The sequence below is a fragment of the Terrihabitans soli genome (genome assembly GCF_014191545.1).
Lineage (GTDB): Bacteria > Pseudomonadota > Alphaproteobacteria > Rhizobiales > Methylopilaceae > Flaviflagellibacter > Flaviflagellibacter soli.
In genome coordinates this window covers 2,765,741-2,787,348 of sequence record NZ_AP023361.1, presented here as the reverse complement: position 1 = coordinate 2,787,348, position 21,608 = coordinate 2,765,741, and the positions used below count along the sequence as shown (strand labels likewise).

The following is a 21,608-nucleotide window of genomic DNA, read 5'->3' as shown; positions in this document are numbered from 1 at the left end:
TCTAAGTCTCTAAGACTTCGGAACATTCACGCGTCCCGATCCGCCTTCCGAGCGCCGGCCCGGGTCCTGTTATCAGGACCAAGGTCATGTTTTTCGGCAGATCATGGATGCAACGCAACACGAACCGCCGGCTGCTGAGGAATACGACACCACATGAACGCGACTGCTACCGCCACCAAGTCCAAAAAGGACTCCGCCCCGTCCCGCGAAGATTTCGCGGCCCTCCTCGAACAGAGCTTCGCCGAACAGGATCTGGCTGAAGGCTCCGTCATCAAGGGCACCGTCACCGCCATCGAAAAGGATGTCGCGGTCATCGATGTGGGGCTCAAGACCGAAGGGCGCGTTGCGCTCCGCGAATTTGGCGGCCACGGCCGCGAGCACGGCCTGAAGGTCGGCGACGAAGTTGAGGTCTATCTCGAGCGCATCGAAAACGCGCTCGGCGAAGCCGTCATCTCCCGCGACAAGGCCCGCCGTGAAGAGAGCTGGGTCAAGCTCGAAGAAGCTTTCAACAAGAATGAGAAGGTCGAAGGCGTCATCTTCAACCAGGTCAAGGGCGGCTACACGGTCGATCTCGACGGTGCCGTGGCCTTCCTGCCGCGCAGCCAGGTCGATATCCGCCCGGTGCGCGATGTCGGTCCGCTGATGAACATGCCGCAGCCCTTCCAGATCCTGAAAATGGATCGCCGCCGCGGCAACATCGTCGTCTCGCGCCGCACGGTGCTCGAAGAGACGCGTGCCGAACAGCGTCAGGAACTTGTGCAGAACCTCGAAGAGGGTCAGGTCATCGATGGCGTCGTCAAGAACATCACCGATTACGGTGCGTTCGTTGACCTCGGCGGCATCGACGGCCTGCTGCACGTCACCGACATTGCATGGCGCCGCGTCAACCATCCGACCGAAGTTCTGAACATCGGCCAGACGGTGAAGGTGAAGATCATCAAGATCAATCACGAGACGCACCGCATCTCGCTCGGCATGAAGCAGCTGCTCGCCGATCCGTGGGAAGGCATCGAAGCGAAATACCCTGTCGGTACGCGCTTCTCGGGCCGCGTCACCAACATCACCGACTACGGCGCGTTCGTCGAACTGGAGCCGGGCATCGAAGGCCTGATCCACGTTTCCGAAATGTCGTGGACCAAAAAGAACGTGCACCCCGGCAAGATCGTCTCCTCCTCGCAGGAAGTCGAAGTGCAGGTGCTCGAAGTCGACAGCTCCAAGCGCCGCATTTCGCTCGGTCTCAAGCAGACCCTGCAGAATCCGTGGGAAGCTTTCGCCGAGAAGTACAAGCAGGGCACCGAGGTCGAAGGCGAGGTCAAGAACAAGACCGAATTCGGCCTGTTCCTCGGTCTCGACGGCGATGTCGACGGCATGGTCCATCTCTCCGACCTCGACTGGAACCGTCCGGGCGAAGTCGCGATCGAGGACTATAAGAAGGGCGATATGGTCAAAGCGGTCGTTCTCGACGTCGACGTCGAGAAGGAGCGCATCTCGCTCGGCATCAAGCAGCTCGGCGGCAATCCGGTTTCGTCCTCGGCGGCTGCCGGCGGCGGCGAGCTGAAGAAGAACGCTGTCGTGACAGTTGAAGTCGTCGAAGTTCAGGACGGCGGCCTCGAAGTGAAGCTCGTGGATGGCGGCGCCAGCGCTTACATCCGCCGTGCCGATCTCGCCCGCGACCGCAACGATCAGCGCCCCGAGCGCTTCTCGGTCGGCCAGAAGGTCGATGCGCGCGTCACCTCCGCCGACAAGAAGACCGGCAAGATCGGTCTGTCGATCAAGGCGCAGGAAGTCGCGCAGGAGAAGGAAGCCATGGAGAAGTACGGTTCGTCCGACTCCGGCGCTTCGCTCGGCGACATTCTCGGCGCCGCGCTCAAGCAGCGTTCGGACGATAAGAGCGAAGACTAATCAAAACGTTCAGCTTTTGCTGACCAGCGGCCCGCCGGGGATTTCCCCGGCGGGCCGTTTGCTTTTAGACTGCGCTGCAACCGGAGAGCTTCATGACCCTCGATGTGAACGGTGTTGTCGAAAGACGGCGTCTGCGCCGCCGTCTCGGTTTCTGGCGCATTGCGGCGCTCGTCCTCGCGGCGCTCGTCGTCGTCGTACTCGGTTACCGTCTCTCGGGATTTGCGCCGGGGAAAAATTCGCCGCATGTCGCGCGCGTCAATCTCAACGGCGTCATCTTCGGCTCCGACGCGCGCCAGAAAATGTTCGAGGCCATCGGCAAGAGCGGCGCGAAAGCGGTGCTGCTCGAAATCGACAGCCCCGGCGGCGGTGTCACCGCGTCCGAAGAATTGTACGGCGATATCCGTAAGATTGCGGAGACGCGTCCCGTTGTTGCGGTGGTAGGCTCGGTCGCAGCATCGGGCGGTTACATTGCAGCGCTTGCAACCGATCGCATCATCGCGCGTAAAACCTCGCTGACGGGCTCGATCGGCGTGCTCGCGCAATATCCGGATTTGTCCGGACTGATGAGCAATATCGGCGTGAAGGTGGAGTCGGTAAAATCCGCGCCGCTGAAAGCTGCGCCCGATATGTTCAAGCCGACGACGCCGCAGGAACGCGCGGCGCTCGAAAGCCTCATCATGGACAGCTTCGCCTGGTTCAAGGCGCTCGTCTCCGAACGCCGTAATATTACGGGTGCAAAACTCGATCAGGTGTCCGACGGCCGCGCCTTTACCGGACGTCAGGCGCTTGATCTCGGCCTCATCGATCAGATCGGCGGCGAGGAGGAAGCGCGCGCCTGGCTTGCTGCGCAAAAGAATGTTTCCGCCGATTTGCCCATACGCGATTGGAAGGCCGAAGAGGGTTCTCTTTCGGAGCTCGGCCTTGCCCGCGGCATGGCCGCGGGGCTCGTCGAGGCGGTCGGGCTGCCGGCCTTTGCGGCGCAAATTCGTGCAGGAGGGGTATCCAACCTCGATCTACACGCGCTTGACGGGCTTCTTGCTATCTGGCACCCTTCGTTGCAACAGTAAAAAGTGCATAAGACACTTAGACTTAGGGTAGGCAACGTGATCAAATCGGAACTCGTCGGACGGGTAGCTACGGCAAACCCCCATCTGTACCAGCGTGACGTCGAGAACGTCGTCAACGCGATTTTGGACGCGATCTCCGAGGCGCTCGCGCGCGGAGACCGGGTCGAGCTTCGCGGCTTCGGTGCGTTCTCGGTCAAGAGCCGCCCGGCGCGCGAGGGTCGCAACCCTCGCACCGGCGAGCGCGTTTCGGTGGCGCAGAAGTCAGTGCCGTTCTTCAAGAGCGGCAAGGAAATGCGGGCCCGGCTCAACAAGAACGGCCAGGGCTGATCCGGAGAAGTCCGGACGCCGGAGGTTTAGTTGCGCAAACTGCTGACGGCCATCGTGGTGATCCCCGTGGCTGGAATCCTCCTCATTTTCGCGCTGGCGAACCGAACGCCGGTCACCCTTTCGCTTGATCCGTTCTCGCCCGGCGATCCAGCCTGGTCGGTCGACCTGCCGCTGTTCCTCGTCATCATCCTCGCGCTGATGGTCGGCGTCGTTGTCGGCGGCGCCGCGGACTGGATCTCGCAGCGGCGTCATCGCCGCGAAGCCCGCCATAACCGCCATGAGGTCCGCCGCCTCGAACAGGAAGCGGCCGATCTGCGCCGGGCGCAGGTCCCGTCTTCGGGCAGCCTGCCGGCTCCCTATATGGGGGAAGGCCGCTAGTTCACCTCTCCCCGCCTGAACTCGAATGTTTTCGAGTTCAGAGTTTTAGAGGCCAAGTACGGGTAGACCCGACTTGGCTCGGGGAGAGGTCGGCACGTAGTGCCGGGTGAGGGGCGTTGGAAAGCTTGGCCTTTCCCCCTCACCCCGACCCTCTCCCCGCAGGCGGGGAGAGGGAGAAACGCCGACTCGACCTCGGCCCCCGAGACCGCTACTCACTCCCCATGTCGACCGAAGTCAAAATCTGCGGGCTCTCCACCATCGAGACCCTCGACGCCGCGCTGGACGCGGGTGCCGATCATGTGGGCTTCGTCTTTTTCGACAAGAGCCCGCGCAATATCGGCCTGGAGCAGGGGGCGGCCCTTGTCCGCCATGCGAGGGGCAGCGCCACGACCGTCGCCCTCGTCGTCGATCCGTCTTCCGAGAGGCTCGACGAGATCATGAGCGTCGTGAAGCCCGACGCCATCCAGTTTCACGGCTCCGAAAGCCCGGCCGTCCTCAATTTTTTCCACGCCCGCTGGGGCGAGGCCGAAATCTGGAAGGCCATTCCGGTGTCCTCCACCGAGGATCTTGGGGCTCTGGCCGTCTATCTGTCGATCACCAACCGCATCCTGTTCGACGCCCGGCCCCCCAAGGGCGCCGAGCGGCCGGGCGGCCATGGGCAGGTCTTCGACTGGTCGATCCTGCGCGATCTTGACCCGGAACTCGGCTTCATGCTTTCCGGGGGGCTCACCCCCGATAATGTGGCGGATGCGATTAGGCTGACTCATGCGTCGGCGGTCGATGTATCGTCCGGGGTCGAAAGCGCACCGGGCATCAAGGACATCGGCAAGATCCGGGCGTTTATTCAGGCGGTGCGCACTGTGGCGCGCGAGAAGGTGAAGTTGTGAACGATCGACCCAATTCCTTCCGCTCCGGCCCGGATGACAGCGGCCATTTCGGCATTTACGGCGGACGCTTTGTCGCCGAGACGCTGATGCCGAATATTCTGGCGCTCGAAGAGGCCTATGAGGAAGCCAAGAAGGACCCGTCCTATTTCAAGGAGATGGACGGCCATCTGAAGCATTATGTCGGCCGTCCCTCGCCGCTCTATTTCGCCGAGCGTCTCACGGAGCATTTCGGCGGTGCCAAGATTTATCTGAAGCGCGAAGAGCTGAACCACACCGGCTCGCACAAAGTGAACAATGTGCTGGGCCAGATCATGCTGGCGCGCCGCATGAAGAAGCCCCGCATCATCGCCGAAACGGGAGCCGGCCAGCACGGCGTTGCGACGGCAACGCTCTGCGCGCGCTTCGGTCTCGAATGCGTCGTCTATATGGGCGCGGTCGATGTCGCCCGTCAGGCGCCGAACGTCTTCCGCATGAAAATGCTCGGCGCGACCGTCGTGCCCGTGCAGTCTGGCGCAAAAACGCTGAAAGACGCGATGAACGAGGCGTTGCGCGATTGGGTGACCAACGTTCACAACACTTTCTATTGCATCGGCACGGTCGCGGGCCCGCATCCCTATCCGGCCATGGTGCGCGACTTCCAGTCGATCATCGGCCGCGAAACGCGCGAGCAGATGCAGGAGCTTGAGGGCCGCCTGCCGGATAGCTTGATCGCCTGTGTCGGCGGCGGCTCGAACGCGATGGGTCTCTTCCATCCCTTCCTCGACGATCCGTCGGTCGAGATCTACGGCGTCGAAGCTGCGGGCCACGGGCTCGACAAGCTGCACGCCGCCTCGATCAATGGCGGACGCCCGGGTGTGCTGCACGGCAATCGTACCTACCTGTTGATGAACCAGGACGGGCAGATCGAAGAGGGCCATTCGATTTCGGCCGGTCTCGATTATCCCGGCATCGGTCCCGAACATTCCTGGCTCGCCGATACCGGCCGCGCCAAATATCTGACCTGCACCGACGAGGAAGCGCTCGAGGCGTTCGGCACGCTCTCAAAATTGGAGGGCATCATTCCGGCGCTTGAAAGCGCCCATGCGCTCGCCAAGGTGAAAGAGCTCGCGCCGAAAAAGCCGAAGGACCACCTGATGGTCGTCAATCTGTCGGGACGCGGTGACAAGGACGTGCCGCAGGTTGCCGAAATTATGGGGACCAGCCTGTGAGCACGCGCATTGAAACCCGCTTTGCCGCGGTGAAGGCGGAAGGCCGCGCCGCGCTCGTCACCTTCGTCATGGGCGGCGATCCGGGCTACGAGTCATCGCTCGAGATTTTGAAAGCGCTGCCGGAAGCCGGTGCCGATCTCATCGAACTCGGAATGCCGTTCTCCGATCCGATGGCCGATGGTCCGCCGATCCAGGCCGCGGGCCTGCGCGCGCTGAAAGCCGGACAGACGCTGAAGAAGACGCTCGGTCTCGTCGCCGAATTCCGCAAGACCGATAAGGACACGCCGCTCGTCCTCATGGGTTATTACAACCCGATCTATATTTACGGCGTCGATGCGTTCCTCAAAGACGCCAATGCCGCCGGCGTCGATGGCCTCATCGTCGTGGATCTGCCGCCGGAAGAGGATGCCGAGCTGTGCCTCCCGGCCATCAAGGCCGGTCTTAACTTTATCCGGTTGGCAACCCCCACCACCGACGACAAACGCCTGCCGGCAGTCCTCGAAAACACGTCCGGATTTGTGTATTATGTCTCGGTGACCGGCATTACCGGCGCGGCCACGCCGGATTTTAATGCGGTCTCGCAGGCAGTTGCGCGTATCAAGCGGCACACCACATTACCGGTAGCGGTCGGGTTTGGCGTCAAAACCGCCGATCATGCCCGGGCGGTGGCCGAAGGGGCGGACGGCGTGGTCGTCGGCTCCGCGCTTGTCGAAACGGTAAGGCTGAGCCTCGATAAAGAGGCCCGTGCCACGGAAAAGACGGTAAGCTCCGTCACCAAGCTGGTCCGCGAATTGGCCGCGGGCGTAAGGTCGGGAAGACCGGTCGCCGCCGAATAAAATGAAGACTGCGCCTGGGAGGCGCCGAAGGTAATGAACTGGATTACGAACGTTGTCCGTCCGGGCATCAAGGCGCTGCTCTCGCGCAAGGAAGTTCCGGAAAATCTCTGGATCAAATGCCCTGAGTCCGGACAGCTCGTTTTTCATAAAGACGTGGAAGCCAATCTCTGGGTCATTCCCGGTTCGGGCTATCACATGCGCATGGGCTCGACCCAGCGCCTGAAGCATATGTTCGACAATGGCGAATGGGATGAGATCGCGTTCCGCGACGTCGTTGCCGATCCGCTGAAATTCCGTGACGAAAAGAAATACGCCGATCGTCTGCGCGATGCGCGCACCAAGACCTCGTTCAAGGATGCCGTGCGCGTTGCGACCGGCGATCTCGACGGACTTGAAGTCGTCATCGGCGTCCAGGATTTCGATTTCATGGGCGGCTCGCTCGGCATGGCGGCGGGCGAAGCCCTGATCGCCGGCCTCGAAGAAGCCGCGCGCCGCGGCTCGCCCTTCATCCTGTTCGCGGCCTCCGGCGGTGCGCGCATGCAGGAAGGCATCCTGTCGCTGATGCAGATGCCGCGCGTCACCGTTGCGGTGCAGCAGCTCCGCGAAGCCAAGAAGCCCTATATCGTCGTACTGACGAACCCGACCACGGGCGGCGTCACGGCGTCCTATGCCATGCTCGGCGATGTCCATATCGCCGAACCCGGCGCGCTCATCGGCTTTGCCGGCCCGCGCGTCATCGAGCAGACCATTCGCGAAAAGCTCCCCGAGGGCTTCCAGCGCTCCGAATATCTGAAGGCGCATGGCATGGTCGATCTCGTCGTCCATCGCCACGAGCTGCGCCAGACGCTGTCGCGTCTCTGCCGCATCATGACGAAGGCTCCCGCTGCTGCGACGGTTCCGGTCGTGGTGCAGGGCGAGATCCTGCCGCCGGAGACGGCCGCCGCGGCGGAGTGATGAAATTCTCTGTCCTCATGGTGAGGAGCGCGGCGCAGCCGCGCGTCTCGAACCATGGGCCGCACACTCAGCGTCCGCCCGCCATCCTTCGAGACGGCGCTTCGCGCCTCCTCAGGATGAGGTCGAAGTAATGGACGATAGCGGCACCATACTCGCGCGTTTTCTGAAACTGCATCTGCGCGAGATCGATCTGTCGCTCGGCCGCATGGAGCGGCTGCTCGCAGCGCTCGGCCATCCCGAAAAATCCGTGCCGCCTGTCCTGCATGTTGCGGGCACCAACGGCAAAGGCTCGACCGTCGCTTTCCTGCGCGCCATGCTGGAAGCCGCCGGAAAAAGCGTTCACGTCTACACCTCGCCGCATCTCGTACGTTTTCATGAGCGCATCCGCCTCGCCGGAACGCTGGTCGACGAGGCGGCTTTGGTCGACGCGCTGATGGAAGCCGAGCGTGTCAATGACGGCGCGCCGATCACCCAGTTCGAAATCACGACGGCCGCGGCCTTCCTTCTGTTCGCGCGCCATCCTGCGGATGTGCTGATTTTGGAAGTCGGGCTCGGCGGGCGGCTCGATGCGACGAATGTCGTCGAGCGGCCACTCGCCTCGATCATCACGCCGGTCTCGGTCGATCACACGAAATTTCTGGGCGACACCGTTGAAGAGATCGCCATTGAGAAGGCCGGCATTCTCAAGAAGGGCGTGCCTGCCATCGTCTCGCAGCAGCTCGATTCCGTGCGCGATGTCATCGAGGCCTGCGCGGCGCGCGTGCGCGCCGGGCCGCTGCACATTTCCATGCAGGACTGGCAGGCGCGCGAGGAGCGCGGGCGTCTCGTATTCGAAGACGAAAATGGCCTTCTCGATATTCCGCCGCCGCGTCTGCCCGGCCGCCATCAGTTCGAAAATGCCGGAACGGCGATTGCGGCTCTGCGCGCGCTGCCGCAGCTCGGGATCACGCCGGCGCATATCGATGCGGGCGTGCAGAATGCCGATTGGCCGGCGCGCCTGCAGCGCATCACGCGCGGAAAACTCCTGGATATGCTGCCGCCGGAATCTGAACTCTGGCTCGATGGCGGGCACAATCCCGCCGGCGCGCGCGTCGTCGCCGAAACCATGGGCGATCTCGAAGAACGCGTCGCGCGGCCTCTGGTCCTCATCTCCGGCATTCTCAACACAAAAGATTCGGACGGCTTCTTCGAACCCTTCCGCGGCCTTGCCGCCGCCGTCCATACGGTGCCGATCGTCATGAGCGATGCAGGCCTGTCGCCGGAAGACGTCGCGGTCTCGGCGGAGAATGCCGGACTTCCCGCCCGCGCCCACAAATCGCTCGAAAGCGCCTTGCGCTCCATCGGCGTCGAGCATGGCGAACTTGCGCCGCGCGTCCTCATCGCCGGCTCGCTCTATCTTGCCGGCGAAGTCCTCGACAAGAACGGCACGCCTCCGGCGTGAGGCTAATCCTCTGCTTCGTTTTTGCGTTTAGGCGGATTCATAAGCCGGTTTACCGCATTGTTGAGCTCTTCCTCGTCCTTGAGCGCTTGGCCGAGTCGTTCGGCAAGCGCCACCAATACGATGCGGATATCCTGAGCCGCTCCAAGGCAGATCTCGTCGCTTTCGTTGTGGAGCCCTCCACTCAGGGCGCGATGCAGCAAGGTTAGCGGGTTGTGGCCGTTGATAAGCAAGCTCTCAGGAATGGCGTCCTTCACCAATTCGACGGCTTTGGCGAACTGCTTTTCTTCCTTGGCAGATTCAAGCGCGGAAATAACGCTCGACTTTGCTCCGACCAATTTCGCTACGCTGATGACCGCGTCGAGGATAGCGCCCTTCTGATTTTCGACGACACGGCGATAATAGCCAAAGGCTCCGATGCCCAACCCCGCCAATTCGCTGCGGCGGCCTTTTAAGAAAAGGTCGGCATCGGCTTTGCCGAGTAGGCGAAGAAGGCGGGATGGAGTTGGAGTGCCAAAGGCAGGACGCTCGCCGAACTTGAAACACTCGCCGGCAGCTTCTCCTACCTCATCGGCTGTCGCCCTAATCGAATAGGTCTTTATCGTGCGGCGGCAGTCAGAACACTGATATGTTAGAAACGTGGACTTCGACTTTACAAGATCAGGGACATCTCGATCGCCGAAAAAAATCCGGAACGTACGTACGCCATTGCAGTCTGCGTTTTCGCAGTGAAGGCGTAGCTGTGGTGCGCGCACTCGGTAGGCTGTTTGCGATAGCTTACCTGTGGCTTCGTGGCCGAATAGGTCTTTTACCTTCCGTGACTGGCCTGGTGGGACAGTCTCAAGGAACTCGGCGAATGAAATTTCTATCGGGGTCGGGTCGATCTCGGCGACTATCTCATCGTCATCTTCAGTCATGTCCCGAGCGTAGCCACTGGTTCATACCGCCGCCAAGTCTTTTTAAGAGGGGACTTGTAGACCAAACAAAAAGGCCCGCTTGCGCGGGCCTTTGTCATTCCGGGATGAGCGCGATCAGACGGCGCTGTCGATCCACTGCTGCAGGCGCGCCTTTGGCGCGGCGCCGACCATCTCAGATACCTGCTCGCCGTTCTTGAACAGCTTCAGCGCCGGGATCGAGCGGATGCCGAGCTTGCCGGCGACTTCCTGGTTCTCGTCGACATTGACCTTCACAATCTTGACCTTGCCGGCATATTCGCCGGACAGCTCTTCGAGCGCCGGTCCGATCATGCGGCACGGCCCGCACCATTCCGCCCAGAAATCAACGACGACGGGGATGTCGGATTTGAGGACGTCAGCTTCGAAGCTGGAATCGGTGACTTTGACGGTGGCCATTGGAACCTCTGGGTTCGGGAATCGAAAAGCGTGACCGGAAGGTAGGAAGCGGCCCCCTCAGGGTCAAGGAAGCGGAGCCATGCCAAGGACGCGTTCCAGAGCCACATCGAGCGCCTCTTGCGGGATCGGCTCCAATTTCGGCCCGGCGGTCCAGACCAGGGCGCAATCTATTGTTTTGCCAGAGAAAATCCGGCGGAGCAGCGCCCGGTAGAGCGCCAGCTGGGTGATGTAACCTTCGGGTGCTTTATTCGGCGCCGGCCGGTCGCTCTTGAAGTCGAGCACAGTCACCCGGTCCGCCGTGACGATCAGCCGGTCGACCTGGCCCGAAACGAAGAGCGGTGCGCGGCCGGGGCGGGCGATCTCGCCTGCGACGGGCACTTCGCTGCGGCCGGGCGCCGAGAGGAGGGCGGCGATGGCAGGCTCTTTCAGAACGGCGAGCGCTTCGCCCGCCAGTGCGGTGCGTTCGCTGTCCGGCAGGTCCGGAGCGATGTTGGTGAGATAGCGCGCCGCGGCGTCCGCCTCCGTCCCGGCATAGCGCGGCAAAGTCTCGATCAGCCGGTGCAGCAGCACGCCGCGTTCTTTGGCCGAAATCGCCAGCTTTAAGGTTTCGGCTTCTGCGAAGTCGTGCGCGACGGCGCGCGAGGGCGCGATCCATTCCGGTGCGGGTTTTTCCTTCGGCAGCTTCTCGAAAATCCAGGCGGGCGGGGCGGGCGGCTTTGCTGCGGCTTCCGCCGTCTTCGGCGCATGCGTGCCCGGCGTCGGGTGATAGACGAGAACGGGCTCGTCGAAACCGGCAACGGCGATTTCCTGTGCCTTGTCCGCAAGTCCTTCGCGCACCAGCGCGTACCAGGAGTCGGGAGGCGCCGTATCCTTCTTCGGATCGTTCAGATGCCCGGCGACGACGAGCCGGTCCTTGGCGCGCGTCATCGCCACATACAGCAAGCGCCTGTGTTCGCCGGCCTCGCGCGCGGCCTCGTCCTGCCGCGCGGCGGAAACGAGCGGCGGATCGGCGTCCTTTCCTGCCGACCAGACGGGAATTTCGGCATCGGCTTCTTTTGCGCCGGTTTCCTTCACGGGGAAGATCAGCGGCACTTTGCTGGCATGGCGCACAAGGCCGATATCCGCGAGGACAACGGTCTCGGCTTCAAGCCCCTTTGCGCCGTGCACCGTCATGACGCGGACATTGCCGCCGCCGGTCTCCAGATCGCGCTTGATGATGGCGGGCGCAGCGCGCATCCACGACACGAAACCCGCAAGCGTCGGCGTTTCGTTCTCGCCGTAATTCAGCGCATAGGACAGAAATTCGTCGAGCACATCATCGACCTCGAAGCCGAGGCGGCGGTGAAAATCGCGGCGTCCGCCGCCATCGCCAAGCACCAGCGCATAAAAATCGAACGGGCGCTTGTGCGCGGCAAGCCGCGCGAAGCGCTCGAGCTTGTCGTGCGCGGCGCGATGGCGCGCATCCTCGCTGATGCGCAGCGCATTGCGCAGACTGCCGCGGCGGCGCGCGGCAATCGAAATCAGATCATTGTCGTCGAGTTCGAACAGCGGGCTTTTCAGCACGCTCGCCAGCGCCAGATCGTTGTCGGCGAAGAGAAGGGCATCGGCCAGTGCCAGCATGTCGAGCACGGCGATATGCTTGCCGAGATCGAGCCGGTCGGCGCCCGCAACGGGAAGGCCCTTTTCCTTCAGCTTGCGCAGCAAAGCCTCAAACAGCGGGCCGCGCTGGCGCACGAGGATGAGAACTTCGCCGGGCGCAATGGCGTTCTGCCCTTGCGTCCAGTCCTTCACCGCCTCGGCGATCTTGTCCGACAGCACGGCGACCGGGTTCTTGGCCGAGACCTCATCGAAGGGCGCATCCCAGGGCACGCCGTCGGGACCGGCTTCCGCCTTTTCCAGCGGCCAGATCTCGACCCGTCCCGGCGCGTCGGGGCGGGCCGTCTCGTGCAGCGTCTTCTCGTCGTCAAAGGTCAGGCCGCGCCGTGCTGTATCAGTCGCGAATACGTGGTCGACTGCGTCGAGCACATCCTTTGCGGTGCGGAAGCTCTGCGTCAGCCGGACTTCGGAAAAGTTCTTCTCGGCATCGCGGTGCCTTCGCTCGAAATGCGTGCGCATTTCGCCAAATCTGTCGGGCGCCGCGCCCTGGAATCCGAAGATCGACTGCTTTTCGTCGCCGACGGCGAAGATGGTGCGGGTTTTCGCCCGCGCGCCGTGGCCGGCGGTGAATTCGGAGGTGAGGCCCTCAACGATCGCCCATTGTTCGGGCGAAGTGTCCTGCGCTTCATCGACCAGAACATGATCGATGCCCTGATCGAGTTTGAAATGCACGAAAGCGGACGAGACATTGGTGAGAAGGCGCCCCGCCGCATGGATGAGGTCGGCAAAGTCGAGCGCGCCGCGCCGCGCTTTTTCCGTGCGGTAGCGCGTGCGGATGGCATCCGCAAGCAGCAGCAGGCTTTCCGTTTTCTCGCGCGCCAGGGCGGCGCCGCGCCGCTGCCAGAGCGTCGCAAGGCGCTCGCGCTCGCCGATGAGGAGACCAAACAGATCGGGGCGCTCGTCGCGCAGCGCACGCGTGACGAAGGCTCTGTCCGAACGCGGATTGCGCTCCTTCGTCAGGAAGACATCGAGATAGGCCGCACGGCAGGTCTCGGCATCGCCGCCAGTCCCGGCGCGGGCAAGGCAGGCCGCGAGGTTCTCGTCGCTCTTGCCGCCCCAGCGCAGCCATTCGACAATATCGCTCCTCTTGGCGAGCGCGCCCGGCGCTCCGAGAATGAGTGCGTCGAGTTCGGTAAGCGTTGCGGTCTCACCGAGTGCGAGTCCGAGCCGCCGAAAAACTTCGGAAAAGTTCGCATCGCCGTCCGACCGCATCAGGCGGTCGAGTTCCTCGCCGCGCATCAGGACTTCGCGCAGAACCCGCTGCAGCGTCATATCGGCGGTCGATGTCACAAGCCGCGTCAGTGCATGGCCGAGCGCGCTCTCGGGATCTGCGGCGGCAAGGTTGAGAACATCCGCGCGCGCCTGTTCGACCAGTTCGCTTTGCACGCGCTCATCGACGACGGTGAAAGCGGCCGGCACTTCCGCCTCGAACGGAAACTGATGCAAGAGGCTTTCGCAGAAGCCGTGAATGGTCAGAACCTTCAATCCGCCTGGCGTATCGAGTGCGCGCGCAAAAAGCCGCCGCGCCCGCGCGCGGTCCTCGGATGAGGGCGATGCCTCGCCGAGTTCGATCAGCGCAGTGTCGAGTTCGGCATCGCTTGCCGATGTCCAGGCGGCGAGGCGGCGGAACACCGTGTTCGCCATATTCGCGGCGGCGGCTTTGGTGAAGGTGATGCAGAGAACGCCCGCCGGCTCATGCCCCTGCAGGAGAAGCCGCACGACGCGGTTCGACAGGACATAGGTTTTGCCCGAACCGGCATTCGCCGACACCCAGGCGGAAGCCGCCGGGTCCGATGCGCGGCGCTGGCGATCTTTGGTTTCCTCGCTCGGACGGAACGCGCTCACGAGAAATCCTCCGGCGCGTCCGGCGCGAGCAGCCATTCGGCAAAGCGCGCCAGATGATCGTAATCGCCGTTCGGACGGCGACGGAACTTCGGATGCGTGCCGGGGCGATAGGGCGTCGCTTCGTTCTCAAACCGGTCGATCATCTTCTTGAGATCGGTCAGCGCCGCCGCGGCGACTTCGGCGGGCGTCGTCTCCTTCAGCACGATCAGCTTCTCGTCGCCGCCGTCGCCGCGCCCCGTCAGCTGCACATAGAGATATTGCGAGGTCTCACCCTGCGCGCCTTCGAACTTTCCGTGCGCCAGCAGCGCCGCCTCTAAAGGCAGCTGCGGCGCCATGCCGACCTGAACTTCGGTATGGCCCGGCAGAACGCCGGTCTTGTAATCGACAACCGCAAACCTTCCATCGGGAAACTCGTCGAGCCGGTCGGCGCGTCCGGACAGAGTGAAGGTGCGGTCCTCGCGCGTCTGCCAGTCGAGCAGGCCTTTGCGCTCGGTCAAAGTCCGTTTGATCGTTTTGCGCCGTGCGCTCTCCCAGGCGATGAACCAGGAGGCGATGTTTTCGAAGCGCGGCCACCAGATGGCGCGCACATCCGGAAAGCTCCAGAACGGATCGAAGCCCTCGCGGCCGAGCGCAATCAGTTTCTCGAGCGCATCCGGCGCATCCGGATCGTGTTTTTCGACAAAGGTGGCGACGGCCTTGTGAATGATATTGCCGCGATCGGAGGCGCCGGGCTCGGCGCCGAGCGGGTCGAGCGGCTGAAGGCGCAGCGTGTGCTTCGCAAAAATCGCATAGGGATCGCGGATCAGCGTTTCGATCTCGGTGACGCTGAGACGCGAAGGACGAAGATCGCGCTCAGGTGTCGGCGCGGGGGCGCCGCGGCGTTCCACGGGGGCGTCGTCGAGGGCGCGCGCAGCGGAGAGATAGAATGCGCCGCGCTGCTGCGCCGTCTTCCAGTTATCGCCTGCGAGCGCCGCCAACCTTTGCAGCCAGCGCGCGGCCACGCTCGGCGCACCGCCGGCTTTCTGTGCGCGCGTCAGGATGACGTCGCGCGTGCCGAGCGCCTGTTCGAAATCGTGCGCCGCCTGGCCGATGCGCCATTCCGGCGGCGGCAGGCCGAGCGCGCCGCGCATCGGCCGCGACAGGAAGGCATCGTTCTTCGTCTGTGGGGGCCAGATGGTTTCGTTCAGCCCGCCGAGCACAACGCGGTCGAAACCGAGAAGGCGCGCTTCGAGCGTGCCGAGAATGCGAAGGCGCGGATGCGCCGCATGGGTGCCGCGCGCCGTCTCGCCGCGCAAAAGCGAGCGGAAGACGGAAGGATAATCCGTCAGCCTGACGCCGAGCCGCGCATGATGCGCCGCTTCCTCAAAAAAGCTGTCGAGCGTTTTCAGATCGGGATCGTCCGGCGCGTCGGCGGCGACGGCAAGAAGCGCCGCACGGTGCGCGCCGAGAAGCGCCGACAGCGGCACATCGCCCGTGCCGAGCGCGCAGAGCGGTTCAAGCGCGCGGCCGATGCGCGAGATGAGATTATTCGCCGGTGTGAACTTTTCGGCGGCGAGGCGTTTTTTGGCCGGATGCCAGAAACGCGTTTCTTCCGCATCGGGCGGCGTATGCGCGAGATTGAGCGCCGAGCGCAGCCCTTCGACGCCGGGTGGCGGGACGGGGCCGCGCAGCACGGCGATTTCCAGCGTATCGACAGCGTCCGCAAGCGTTGTCCCCTCCATGCCGAAACGTGCATCGGGATGGCGCAGCAGCGGCAGCAACGCTTCGGGTGAAAGCTGGTTTGCTGCGGCCTCAGTGATGAGACGCGCAAGAACCCCCGCTTCGCTGTCGGCGAGAGGAAGACCCGCGCTGTCTTCCGCCTCGATGTCCCAGCGCTTGAGTTCGTTTGCGACACGGCGCGCAAGATTTCGGTCGGGTGTGATCAAAGCCGCGGTGCGGTCCGGCTCGCGCAGGGTTTCCGTCAAGGCAAGCGCAATCGCCAGCGCTTCCTCGCGCTCATTGGCGGCTTCGATCAAAGTCATGCCGTCCAGCGCGCGGCCGGCATCGAGGCGCGTTGCGGACCAGCGGTCGGTGAGTTCGGACGGCAGAAGCGCGCCGGCAACGAGCGCGCGGCGCGCATCGCCGGTGCGTGTTTCGCGGCCGAGCATGCCGACTTCGTCGCGTTCGACGCCGAGCCGCTTTAACAGGCGGAAGAAGGCGTGCTGCGGATGCGTCCAGTGCTGCGGCAGGGCGGCGTCGTTGCCGCCGATCTCTTTCCAGGTTTCTTCGTCGGCTTCGACATCGAGGCCGTGCAGAACCACGGCGCCGTTCGGCAAGAGGCCCACGGCGCGCATGAGATCGGCGGTTGCCGGGTTCGAGCCCGTCGAACCCGCGATGATGACCGGTGTGTGTGGAACATCGTGCTCGAACCGCGCGGCCTTGGTGCGGAGCCTCAAATTCCGCAGGGCCGCGTCGCCTATCTTGCCGCGTTCGTCGAGAACCGCAGGCCAGGCGGTTGCCGCGACGTCGAGGAAGTCTGCCGTGATGCGCCAGACTTCGTCATGTTCGGGCGGAATGAGCGGCGCAAGTTCCGTCCATTTCGCGCCTTCGGTTTCGAAACTGTCGATCAGCTGGCCGAGTTCGATCGCAAGCGCGATGGCCTCGGACGGTGTCGTTGAAATCAGATCGGCCTCGGTGCCGCCGGTGCCGATGGCGCGCGCGACGCCCACCGCCCAGCCGCGAATAAGCTGCGCAAGAACAAGCCGTCGTTCCGTCTCGCCGATGGCTTCGGGCAATCCATATTCATCGGGATCGGTGTCGAACGCGCCTTCGTCTTCGTCGAAATCGCCGAGCGCGGAAATGTTCGGCAAGACCGCCGCGCCGCCGAGCTTTTGCGCAAAGATTGTCTGCAGCTCGCGCACCGCACGCCTGGTGGGCAGGAAAATCTGCGTATCGGCCAAAGCGAGCGCATCGCCCGGAGCCGCGCCGAGCCGCCCCTCGAGCACCGACTGCGCAAGGCATTCGAGAAAGGGCACACCGGCGGGAATGGTCAGAAGGCGCGGCCGGCGGCGCAGAGCGTCAGGCTGTGCTTCTCGCATAGGCGGTGTCAGCTTCCGTCACGGCTTCGGGAGTGCCGACATGCATCCAGAGCCCGTCGAGACGCAAGCCGTAAAGCCGCCCCGAGTCGATGGCCCGGTCGAAGAGGAGGTTCAGCGAAAACTTCCCGTCGGGGGTTTTCGCGAAGATATCGGGGCTCATCACGGCGGCGCCGGCATAGACGAAGGGGGTGATGCGGCCCTCGGTCCTGCGGGTCAGGCGGCCTTCGGAATCGGCGTCGAAATCGCCTTTGCCGTCATAGCCGAGGCTGCCCGACGTCGCGGCGATCAGAAGGAGCATGTCCATCCTCGCAGGGTCGAACGCCCACCCCAGCGCCGGAAGGTTCGGCCGGACGCTCTCGATCCAGATGGTATCGGCGTTCAGCACGAAGAACGGCTCCTTGCCGAGAAACGGCAGGGCCTTCTTCACGCCGCCGCCGGAATCGAGCAGCGCGCTGCGCTCGTCGGAAATTGTGATCTTCGGTGCCTTTCGCGCCGTCAGATGTTTTTCAAGAAGATCGGCATGGTGATGAACGTTGACGATGACGTTCTCGACGCCCGATTTTTCCAGCCGGTCGAGCACGCGGTCGATCAGCGCGCGGCCGGACACTTCGACCATGGCTTTGGGCTTTTTGTCTGTCAGCGGCCGCATACGTGTGCCGAGCCCGGCGGCCAGCACCATGGCGCGCGAAGGGACGGAAGACGGCGCGCTCATTTGCGCACCGCCTGAATATACCAGTCGCGCAGAGGCGCGAGCACGGGATGGGCGAGATCGCGGTCGAGATATGCAATGAGCCGCGGCAGATGTTTCAGATAGCCCTGTTTGCCGTCTCGGATAGCAAGGCGCACGAAGATGCCGAGAATTTTCGTCGCGCGCTGCGCGCCGAGCGTCGCATAGGCGGCGGCGAAATTCAGCGGATCGAAGCCGGGGTCTGAGGCTCTCCGCCGCGTGACATAGCGCGAGAGCAAATTCATTTCGAGATTCTCCGAAACATCGACGCGCGCATCCTGCAGCAGCGAGACGACATCATAGGCCGGATGGCCGATCACCGCATCCTGGAAATCGAGCAGGCCGATGCGGCGGACGCCGTCGCGGTCCGGCAGCCACATCAGATTGGGTGAATGATAATCGCGCAGCACCCAGGTTTGCGGGCCCTGGACGATGGGCGTCAATACGCCGTTCCAGTGTTTGAGAAACACATCGCGCTGCTCGTCGGTCGGCGCGCGGCGCAGATGCGGCAGATACCAGTCGAGCAGGAGTTCCAGCTCGATCATCAGAGCTTCGATGTCGTAATGCGGCACGATGTGCTTGTGCCGCTCCAGCGCGATCTCGCTCGGCAGAGCGCGGGTGTGCAGATCGACCAGAAGATCGACCGCCGCTTCCATGCGCTCGGGGATGTGCTTGCCGTCTTTGACGACAAATTCGCCGCCGAAATCTTCAACCAGCAGAAGTCCGCGGTCGAGATCGTGAGCAAGGATGTTCGGCGCCGAGAAATGCTGGGCGCGCAGCACGAGCGCGATCGCGGCAAAGGGCACGACATCTTCGGCGAGCTTGGCGATGCGGCTATAGGGCTTGCCGTCGCGGATCGGCGGGCCGTCTGGCTTTTTCGGCGAGTCCATCAGGATCGCGCTGCGCCCGCCATCGATCAGCCGTTCATAGCGGCGTGAGGAGGCATCGCCCTGCAGATGCACGCGCCGCGCTCCCGCCCAGCCGACGGCATCGAGGAAACCGGCGATCTGCAGCGCGCGCGAGATGCGGTCCGGCCAGGTGCCGTGCGGCATGATCGTCACATGGCGCGCGCCCGAAGGGTTCGCCGGATCGATCTCGAAACTGAGCTCCAGCCTTTGGCCGGAGAGATCCTCGCCGGCGCGTTCGGGCCATTCGACCAGAAGGATGGAATTGTCGCTCGCATCCTCCCAGCCGATCTCGCCGAGTTCGCCGCTGCCGGAAAGGCGGTAGAGATCGGCATGGATCACGCGGCCGCGCGGCGTGTCGTAGACCTGCATAATGCTGAAAGTCGGGCTCGGCACGTCGAGGCGGAAATCGCCGGAGAGCTGGCGGATGACATAGCGGGCAAAGGCGGTCTTGCCGGCGCCGAGCGCGCCCGAAAGCGTGATCAGGTCGCCGGGCGTAAACATGGGCGCGAGCGCAGCTGCAAGCCGCGCCGTCGCCGCCTCGTCGGGTAGGGCCAGACGATGCGCCCGAACCTCGCTTGTGCTCATAGGTCCTATATAGCCGCGCCGCCGCGCGGACCGCTACCACCGGTCGGGAAAATACAGGTCACGGTCGTGCCTTTGCCGGGTGTGCTGTCGATCTCGACCCAGCCGCCATGCAATTCGACGAAGCTGCGGACGATGGACAGGCCAAGGCCGACCCCGCGATGGCGCGAGCCTTCGGTGCGGCTTTCGAACCGGTCAAAGGCTTTGGCGATCTGTTCGGCGTCCATGCCCGGGCCCTGATCGGTGACGCGGAAATAGATCTTTCCGTCGGCGCGCTCGGCCGAAAGCTTTACCGGCTTGTCCTCGGGGCTGAAGCCGATGGCATTGGAGAGGAGATTGAACAGAACCTGGCGCACGCGCTTTTCGTCGGCGATGAAGCTGCCAATGCCGGGCGGGATCTGGATATCGAGCGTCATGCCCGGAGCGAGGCGCCCGCTTATGCCTTCGACCGCCGCATTGACCGCGGTCTTGATGTCGACGTTCGACAGATCGAGCTCCATCGTGCCGGCATCGATGGTCGTCAGATCGAGAATGTCGTTGATGATGGCGTAAAGGCCGGCGGAACTGTCGAGAACATGCCCGGCATATTCGCGCTGACGCTCGTTGAGCGAGCCGGTCGACGGATCGGCGAGGAGCTGCGCAAAGCCGATTACATTTGTTAAGGGCGCGCGCAATTCATACGACACGTGTTTGACGAAGTTCGATTTCAGAAGGCCCGCGGTTTCCAAGGCCTCATTGCGCTCGGTCAGCGCACGTTCCACGGAAATGGCGGCGGTGACGTCGGAGAAGGTGACGAGCGTCGCGCCGTCCGGCAGCGGCACGGTGGAGATATCGATCGTCACGCCGTCGCGGCGCTCGATGCGGCCATAGACGGGTTTGCGCGTCTCGGGGATCGCGGTGACGGCGGTGCGCAGAAGATCCCAGGGCTCGTCCGGTTCGTGCAGGCGGCTGCACATATCGAAAACACGCGTCGCATGCGGCTCGGCAGCCAGCGCTTCGTCCGACAGGCGCCACATTTTCGAGAAGTTCGGATTGTGCAGGCGCAGCCGCCCGTCGGAGCCGAACACGGCGACGGCATCGCGCAAATGATCGAGCGTTTCGCGCTGCACGCGGGTCAGCGCGTTGTAGCGGCTTTCGAGATTGATGCGTTCCGACACGTCGTCGAAGAGATAGGTGACGCCGCCTTCCGGGTTCGGTGTCTGTACGACGCGGAGCGTGCGCCCGTCGGGCAGGTGCCACCAGTGTTCGCGCGGCTCGACACTGCGATAGGCTTCGAGAAGCTGCAGCTTCCAGGCGCGGAAATCCGGCGGCTCGGGCAAAAGCTCGTCGGCGCGCAGACGGTCCAGTATCGAACTGTCGGTCGGCTCATGCGACAGGAAGGCCGGATCGAGCTTCCACAGCTGGCGGAAGGCCTGATTGTAGAATACGAGGCGCTGGTTCTGCGCGAAAATGGCAACGCCCGTCGCGAGCTCGTCGAGCGTTTTCCTGTGGCTCTCGATGCGGCGGATGAGTTCGTTGCGAAGGCTCTCCAGCTCCGTCATATCGACGGCCATGCCGGCGCTGCCGCCTTCATGCGGCGCTTCGAACACGTCGAACACGCGCCGCTCGCCATGCGTCACGACGGGCGTGCGCTCATGGAAAGCGTGGCCGCTCGATGTGGCCTGAGCAGCCTTGCGCCGCGCCGGCTCTTCCAGAATATCGGGGCCGATAGCGACGGCGCCCGACGCATCGACGGTTGCGGCATAGGCGGTGTTCGACCAGGCGATCTTGCCTTCGCCGTCGCGCAGCCAGGCGGGCTGGGGCAGGCGGTCGAGCAGAACCTGAAAGCGCTTCAGCTCGCGCTGCATTTCTTCATGGCGGGTGCGCAGTTCCGCCAGAGCCAGCTTTTCGCCGGCAAGGCTCTTGATGCGCATCACGGCGCGGCCGCCGGCGGCGCGGCCTTCGACAATCACATGCTCGCCTTTGCGGGTGACGACGAGGCTCTCAAAGCTCTCGCCGCGATCGAGCAAAGCGGCGAGACGGTCTTCGACATTGTCGGCGGCGTCCGAGCTCAGCCAGCGCTCGAAGGCCAGAACCATGCGGCCCGAAGGCAGGCTCATCCCGGCGGGCAGGGACCCGGATATTTCGGGCTCCTCGCCCGGGGCGCCGAAGGTCACGACGATCTGCGGCTCGCTCGCCGTCAGGGCCTCGGCGCGGTCCACCCGGGCTCTGAGATCGGCGATGATCTTGCGGAGGACGGATTCCGTCATATTGGCGCGGGAGCGCTGACGGGCGTAGAGGGCGGCGGTCGCGGTGGTGGCCAGAAGAAGGCCGAGCGACACGGCCACCCAGCCGATGCCATATTGCTGGGGCTGGAGGGCGAAGGACATCTGGGCCGCTGCCGTGTCGGAGGAGAGCACGGCCAAGCCGACTCCCGTCGCAACAATGCTGCGCTCCCCACCCATCGGCATGCGAACCCTCGCAT

16 protein-coding genes are annotated in these 21,608 nt (G+C 63.7%); 9 read left to right on the top strand and 7 right to left on the bottom strand.

The window, feature by feature from the left end; genetic code table 11:
* Positions 1 to 153: 153 nt before the first annotated feature.
* The 9 genes from rpsA (at position 154) to IZ6_RS14340 (ending at position 9,000) form a co-directional block, all read left to right on the top strand.
* Positions 154 to 1,902 carry a 30S ribosomal protein S1 gene (gene rpsA, locus IZ6_RS14380; protein ID WP_222875727.1) on the top strand — a complete coding sequence of 583 codons (1,749 nt, stop codon included), beginning with the start codon at positions 154 to 156 and terminating at the stop codon, positions 1,900 to 1,902.
* A 92-nt stretch (positions 1,903 to 1,994) separates the two neighbouring features.
* Entirely contained in the window at positions 1,995 to 2,969 is a 975-nt protein-coding gene (gene sppA / locus IZ6_RS14375; protein WP_222875726.1) for a signal peptide peptidase SppA, read from the top strand.
* Positions 2,970 to 3,005: 36 nt separating this feature from the next.
* Positions 3,006 to 3,296, top strand: coding sequence for an integration host factor subunit beta (locus tag IZ6_RS14370; RefSeq protein WP_222875725.1), 291 nt, complete (start codon positions 3,006 to 3,008; stop codon positions 3,294 to 3,296).
* A gap of 30 nt (positions 3,297 to 3,326) precedes the next feature.
* A complete protein-coding gene (locus IZ6_RS14365) occupies positions 3,327 to 3,674 on the top strand; it encodes a LapA family protein (RefSeq protein ID WP_222875724.1) in 348 nt (115 codons plus the stop codon).
* Positions 3,675 to 3,895: 221 nt separating this feature from the next.
* On the top strand, positions 3,896 to 4,561 hold the full coding sequence (locus IZ6_RS14360; RefSeq protein WP_222875723.1) for a phosphoribosylanthranilate isomerase: 666 nt from the start codon (positions 3,896 to 3,898) through the stop codon (positions 4,559 to 4,561).
* A complete protein-coding gene (gene trpB, locus IZ6_RS14355) occupies positions 4,558 to 5,769 on the top strand; it encodes a tryptophan synthase subunit beta (protein ID WP_222875722.1) in 1,212 nt (403 codons plus the stop codon). Before IZ6_RS14360 ends, trpB begins: the two co-directional genes overlap by 4 nt.
* Positions 5,766 to 6,605: a tryptophan synthase subunit alpha gene (trpA, locus tag IZ6_RS14350; RefSeq protein ID WP_222875721.1), complete on the top strand. Its 840-nt coding sequence runs from the start codon at positions 5,766 to 5,768 to the stop codon at positions 6,603 to 6,605. Before trpB ends, trpA begins: the two co-directional genes overlap by 4 nt.
* A 33-nt stretch (positions 6,606 to 6,638) precedes the next feature.
* Positions 6,639 to 7,559, top strand: coding sequence for an acetyl-CoA carboxylase, carboxyltransferase subunit beta (gene accD / locus IZ6_RS14345; protein ID WP_222875720.1), 921 nt, complete (start codon positions 6,639 to 6,641; stop codon positions 7,557 to 7,559).
* Positions 7,560 to 7,689: 130 nt separating this feature from the next.
* Positions 7,690 to 9,000, top strand: a complete 1,311-nt coding sequence (locus tag IZ6_RS14340; protein ID WP_222875719.1) for a bifunctional folylpolyglutamate synthase/dihydrofolate synthase — start codon at positions 7,690 to 7,692, stop codon at positions 8,998 to 9,000.
* A 2-nt stretch (positions 9,001 to 9,002) separates the two neighbouring features.
* Here IZ6_RS14340 and IZ6_RS14335 read toward each other — a convergent pair whose 3' ends face one another.
* The 7 genes from IZ6_RS14335 to IZ6_RS14305 form a co-directional block, all read right to left on the bottom strand.
* Entirely contained in the window at positions 9,003 to 9,914 is a 912-nt protein-coding gene (locus tag IZ6_RS14335) for a hypothetical protein (RefSeq protein WP_222875718.1), read from the bottom strand.
* Positions 9,915 to 10,028: 114 nt separating this feature from the next.
* A complete protein-coding gene (gene trxA / locus IZ6_RS14330) occupies positions 10,029 to 10,349 on the bottom strand; it encodes a thioredoxin (RefSeq protein ID WP_222875717.1) in 321 nt (106 codons plus the stop codon).
* 63 nt (positions 10,350 to 10,412) lie between these two features.
* Positions 10,413 to 13,850: a double-strand break repair helicase AddA gene (gene addA / locus IZ6_RS14325; RefSeq protein ID WP_222875716.1), complete on the bottom strand. Its 3,438-nt coding sequence runs from the start codon at positions 13,848 to 13,850 to the stop codon at positions 10,413 to 10,415.
* On the bottom strand, positions 13,847 to 16,927 hold the full coding sequence (addB, locus tag IZ6_RS14320; protein ID WP_222875715.1) for a double-strand break repair protein AddB: 3,081 nt from the start codon (positions 16,925 to 16,927) through the stop codon (positions 13,847 to 13,849). The genes addA and addB overlap by 4 nt, the downstream gene beginning before the upstream one ends.
* Positions 16,908 to 17,639 (bottom strand): nucleotidyltransferase family protein, encoded by a 732-nt coding sequence (locus IZ6_RS14315; RefSeq protein WP_222875714.1) that lies wholly within the window; start codon positions 17,637 to 17,639, stop codon positions 16,908 to 16,910. Before IZ6_RS14315 ends, addB begins: the two co-directional genes overlap by 20 nt.
* On the bottom strand, positions 17,636 to 19,147 hold the full coding sequence (tsaE, locus tag IZ6_RS14310) for a tRNA (adenosine(37)-N6)-threonylcarbamoyltransferase complex ATPase subunit type 1 TsaE (RefSeq protein ID WP_222875713.1): 1,512 nt from the start codon (positions 19,145 to 19,147) through the stop codon (positions 17,636 to 17,638). Before tsaE ends, IZ6_RS14315 begins: the two co-directional genes overlap by 4 nt.
* A gap of 5 nt (positions 19,148 to 19,152) precedes the next feature.
* Positions 19,153 to 21,594 carry a sensor histidine kinase gene (locus IZ6_RS14305; protein WP_225873919.1) on the bottom strand — a complete coding sequence of 814 codons (2,442 nt, stop codon included), beginning with the start codon at positions 21,592 to 21,594 and terminating at the stop codon, positions 19,153 to 19,155.
* Positions 21,595 to 21,608: the final 14 nt, after the last annotated feature.